At 71.2% G+C, this 4,815-nt stretch carries 6 protein-coding genes; 3 read left to right on the plus strand and 3 right to left on the minus strand.

The genetic code is table 11. From position 1 onward, the window contains the following. The 3 genes from DW309_RS00245 to msrA all read left to right on the plus strand — a co-directional run. Positions 1-626: DUF4862 family protein (locus tag DW309_RS00245; RefSeq protein WP_168387115.1), on the plus strand; the 626-nt coding region annotated here is incomplete at its 5' end. A gap of 108 nt (positions 627-734) precedes the next feature. Beyond that, entirely contained in the window at positions 735-1,229 is a 495-nt protein-coding gene (gene msrB, locus DW309_RS00250) for a peptide-methionine (R)-S-oxide reductase MsrB (RefSeq protein WP_136028559.1), read from the plus strand. Next, complete coding sequence (gene msrA / locus DW309_RS00255) at positions 1,226-1,771, plus strand: peptide-methionine (S)-S-oxide reductase MsrA (protein ID WP_136028560.1); 546 nt, start codon at positions 1,226-1,228, stop codon at positions 1,769-1,771. Before msrB ends, msrA begins: the two co-directional genes overlap by 4 nt. A 6-nt stretch (positions 1,772-1,777) precedes the next feature. Here the strand turns inward: msrA and DW309_RS00260 are convergent, their stop codons facing one another. The 3 genes from DW309_RS00260 to DW309_RS00270 form a co-directional block, all read right to left on the minus strand. Further along, on the minus strand, positions 1,778-2,578 hold the full coding sequence (locus tag DW309_RS00260) for an alpha/beta fold hydrolase (RefSeq protein ID WP_136028561.1): 801 nt from the start codon (positions 2,576-2,578) through the stop codon (positions 1,778-1,780). Between the two features lie 146 nt (positions 2,579-2,724). Further along, positions 2,725-4,194, minus strand: coding sequence for a catalase (locus tag DW309_RS00265; protein ID WP_136028562.1), 1,470 nt, complete (start codon positions 4,192-4,194; stop codon positions 2,725-2,727). 67 nt (positions 4,195-4,261) lie between these two features. Further along, a complete protein-coding gene (locus tag DW309_RS00270; RefSeq protein WP_136028563.1) occupies positions 4,262-4,681 on the minus strand; it encodes a Fur family transcriptional regulator in 420 nt (139 codons plus the stop codon). Positions 4,682-4,815 lie beyond the last annotated feature (134 nt).

Raw genomic sequence — 4,815 nt, forward strand, 5'->3', positions numbered from 1 at the left:
ATCTGCGCCGGGTGGCCGCCGACGTCGCCCGGCTCCGCGACGAGAGCGCCGCCCACGTGGCCGTGGTCACGCTGCACACCGCGCCGCGCGCGACCGGAGACGCCGCCGCCCTCGCCCGGTCGCTCGACGAGGTGACCGCGCTCGACTGGTCCGGCGCCGTCTTGGCGATCGAGCACTGCGACGCGCACGTGCCGGACCGGACGCCCGAGAAGGGGTTCCTGCCCCTCGCGGACGAGATCGCCGCGATCCGCCTGGCCGACGTCCCGGTGGGGCTGTGGCTGAACTGGGGGCGCTCCGCGATCGAGCTCCGCGATGCCGACGCGGTCACCGCGCAGATCGCCGACGCCGCGGCGTCCGGCCTGCTGACCGGGCTCGCCCTCTCCGGCGCCGCCCCCGTGGAGAGCCCCTACGGGTACCCGTGGATCGACGCGCACCTCCCGATCGCGGACACCCACCCCGCGTCGCGCTCTCTGCTCGACCGCGCCCACGTCGCGGCGGCCCTCACCGCCGCCGGCGACGTCGCGTGGCTCGGCCTGAAGGTCGCGCGCCGCCCCGACGACCGCACGGTCGCCGACATCCTCCGCACCGCCACCGCGAACCTGGACCTCGTGCGCGCCTCCGCCTGAGCCGTCGAAAACTCACAGCCCGCTCCCAGCCCCGCGGGACCAAAACGGGGACGGTACGGGTTCTCCTCTATGACGCCGCAGCCAGCGGCGCCGGACAAGGAGCCACTCATGTCGAACGACTACGGCAAGACCCCCGAGGCGGTCAGCGCCCTGACGAACCTGCAGTACGAGGTGACGCAGCAGGACGCCACCGAGCCGCCCTTCCGCAACGCCTACTGGAACACCCACGACGACGGCATCTACGTCGACGTGGTCTCCGGACAGCCGCTGTTCTCGTCCCGCGACAAGTACGACAGCGGCACCGGCTGGCCGAGCTTCACGCGCCCGATCGACGCCGAGGCCGTGACCACCAAGACCGACCGAACGCTGTGGATGACCCGCACCGAGGCCCGCTCGACCGGAGCCGACAGCCACCTGGGTCACGTGTTCGACGACGGACCGGCGGCCGAGGGCGGCCTGCGCTACTGCATGAACTCCGCGGCCCTGCGCTTCATCCCGGCTGACAGGCTGGAGGAGGAGGGGTACGGTCGCTACAGCCGCCTCTTCGCCGCGGACCCCACCACGACACCCGACACCCCCGACACCGCTGAGGAGCAGTCATGACCGACACCGGAACCATCACCCGCACCCCCGGGACCGAGACCGCCGTGCTGGCGGGCGGCTGCTTCTGGGGCATGGAAGACCTGATCCGCCGCCAGCCCGGGGTGCTCGACACCCGCGTGGGCTACACCGGTGGCGAGAACGACCACGCCACCTACCGCAACCACCCCGGTCACGCGGAGGCGGTCGAGATCGTGTTCGACCCGACCCAGACGACCTACCGCGACATCCTCGCGTTCTTCTTCCAGATCCACGACCCGTCGACGCTGAACCGTCAGGGCAACGACATCGGGTCGAGCTACCGCTCCGCGATCTTCCCGCTCACCCCCGAGCAGGAGCAGGTCGCGCGCGACACGATCGCCGACGTCGACGCCTCCGGGCTGTGGCCGGCGAAGGCCGTCACCACCATCGAGCCCGCCGGGCCGTTCTGGCAGGCCGAGGAGGAGCACCAGGACTACCTGATCAAGTACCCGAACGGCTACACGTGCCACTTTCCGCGCGCGGGCTGGGTGCTGCCGAAGCGTGAGGACGCCACCGCGAGCTGACCGCGGTCAGCCTTCGGCGAAGAAGGCGAGCGCGGCTTCCTTGAAGTCGCGCGAGCCCGGCGCGTTGAAGTGATGCCGGTTCGGGATCTCCACGAACCGGCCGTCGGGGGCCGCGGCCGCCAGTGCCCGCGAGCCCTCGATGATCGCGTCTTTCGACCCGGTCGCGAACAGGATCGGCCGGGTCGGGGCGTCGGCCGGGTCGGGGTCGATCGTGCCGGAGCCGCGCAGCCCCTCCGCCAGCGCGACCAGGGCCCGCAGGTCGTTGCCGGGCACGCGCTCGGTCAGGGCGATGTAGTTCTGGGTGGTGCGGTCGGTCACCGGCGTGCCGTCGGCGAGATACGCCCGCACCTCGTCCAGGTCGAGCCGGGCCAGGGGGATGCCGTCGGGAACCCCTCCGAGCACCGCCCGGCCGATCCGGTGCGGGAGCTCCCGCACGACCTCCCAGCCGACGCGCGCACCCAGCGAGTAGCCCAGGTAGAAGGCGTCGTCGACGAGGTAGGTGTCCATCACCGTCTCCACGTCGGTCGCCAGGGCGCGGATCGCGTAGGCGTCGGCCTCGTGCGGCTTGTCGCTCTGGCCGTGCCCCCGCTGGTCCAGAGCCAGCACGCGGTAGCCGGCCGCGGTGAGCTCGCGCACCCAGCCCGTGAGCACCCAGTTGTCGCGCGCGCTCGACGCGAAGCCGTGCACCGCCACCACGACCGGGGCATCGAGCTCACCCCACGTGTAGGTCGCCAGCCGGGTGCCGTCGGGGGCGTACACGTGCTGGGGAGCGGGCATCGCGGTCAGGTCGGAGAGGGGAACGGCCACCCCTCCATCCTGCTCCCTCTCGCGCGGCAACGGCCGCACCGACGACGAACCCCCTCCTGCGGGCACGATGCAGAAGGGGGCGTTCGTCGGGGTCCCCGCCGGCGGCGCCCCTCCCCGGATGACGGAGGGAGGGGCGCCGACCCGGGTCAGACCCGGTCGCGGAGCGCGGCGCCGAGCTCGGCGTCCACGTTCGTCCAGTACTGGAAGAAGCGCTCGCGGATCGCGTCGATCGTGATCGAGCGGCCCTGGCCGGTCAGCGTCTCCAGGAAGCGGGCGCGCTGCTCCCCGTCGAACACCTCGCGGTAGAGCGTGCCGGCCTGGCCGAAGTCGTCGTCCTCGGCGTGCAGGGTCGCCGCGGAGCGGGTCAGCTCGCCGTCGGCCGCCCAGTTCGCCTCGACACCCTTCGCCGGGTCGGCCTCGGGGCCGCCGGCGGGGCCGAACGAGTTCGGCTGGTAGGTGCGGTGCGCGGCGTCGTTGTACTGATACCGCATCGAGCCCTCGTGCTGGTAGTTGCGCACCTCGGCCGCGTGCGGCTGGTTGACCGGCAGCTGGTTGTAGTTCGCGCCGATGCGGTGACGCTGCGCGTCGGGGTACGCGAAGATGCGGCCCATCAGCATCTTGTCCGGCGAGATGCCCGTGCCGGGCACCTGGTTGCCGGGCGCGAAGCCCGCCTGCTCGATCTGCGCGAAGAAGTTCTCCGGGTTGCGGTTCAGGGTCAGCGTGCCGACCTTGATGCGCGGGTAGTCCTTCTTCGAGATCGTCTTGGTCAGGTCGAACGGGTTGAAGCGGTAGTCCTTCGCCTCGTCGTACGGCATGATCTGCACGTACAGGTCCCACTTCGGGAAGTCGCCCTGGGCGATCGACTGGAACAGGTCGCGGCGGTAGTGGTCGGCGTCGGTGCCGGCGAGCTTCTCTGCCTCCTCCGGGCTCATCGCCTCGACACCCTGGTGTGCCAGGAAGTGGTACTTCACCCAGAACAGCTCGCCCGCGGCGTTCACCCACGAGTAGGTGTGCGAGCCGTAGCCGTTCATGTGGCGCCAGCTGCGGGGGAGCCCGCGGTCGCCCATGAGGTACGTGACCTGGTGGGCGGACTCGGGCGAGAGCGTCCAGAAGTCCCACTGCATGTCGGCGTCGCGCAGACCGGAGTCGCCCAGGCGCTTCTGCGAGTGGATGAAGTCGGGGAACTTGATGGCGTCGCGCAGGAAGAACGTGGGGGTGTTGTTGCCCACGATGTCGAGGTTGCCCTCGGTCGTGTAGAACCGCAGCGAGAAGCCGCGCACGTCGCGCCAGGTGTCGGGAGAGCCCTGCTCGCCCGCGACGGAGGAGAAGCGGATCAGCGTCTCGGACGTGGCACCGGGCTGGAACACCGCGGCCCTGGTGTACTGCGACACGTCCTCCGTGACGACGAACTCGCCGAACGCACCACCGCCTTTGGCGTGCGGGTTGCGCTCCGGCACCCGCTCGCGGTTGAACGAGGCGATCTTCTCGACCAGGTGCTGGTCGTGCAGCACGGTGGGGCCGTCGGCACCGACCGTGAGGGAGTGGGTGTCGCTCGCGATGGGCGTACCCGTCTGCGTCGTGGTGGCCGGACGGTTCGACCCGGTGGGGTTCGACATGGTGTTCTCCTTCTGCGCGCGGGCACGCCGAACAGCGCCGTCGGGGGACGGGCGGTCGGAGGCGGGCCTACGCGGCGTTCTGGCAGCTGGGGCACAGGCCCCAGAAGGTGACTTCGGCTGTCTGGACGGTGAATCCCCCCGTGGAGGAGGGGGTGAGGCACGGCGCCTCGCCGACGACGCAGTCCACGTCGCCGATCGCACCGCAGGAGGTGCACACGACGTGGTGGTGGTTGTCGCCGATGCGCCGTTCGTAGAGCGCCGCGGATCCTGCCGGTTCGATCCGGCGGATGAGCCCCGCCGTCGTCAGGTCCGCGAGGATGTTGTGCACCGACTGGATCGACGTGGTCGGCAGCGACTCGGAGACCGCGCGGTAGACGCGCTCCGCATCCGTGTGGGCCATGGAGCCGAGAGCCTCGAGAACGGCGACGCGGCCCGCGGTCGCACGCAGCCCGGCGCCTCGCAGCGCCGAGTCGAGGTCTGTCTCCATGTCCTCGACTCTACACGTTCTTTTGAGTGACTCAAAAAGAGCATGCCGGCATGGCGAGTCGCCCCGGCGGCCGCGGGCCTCAGCGCCGCGTCACCGTGAAGCCCCGCCCCCGCACGCGCACGCGGCCGCCCGGG

The sequence above is a fragment of the Microbacterium sp. K41 genome, assembly GCF_004794395.1.
GTDB lineage: Bacteria > Actinomycetota > Actinomycetes > Actinomycetales > Microbacteriaceae > Microbacterium > Microbacterium sufflavum.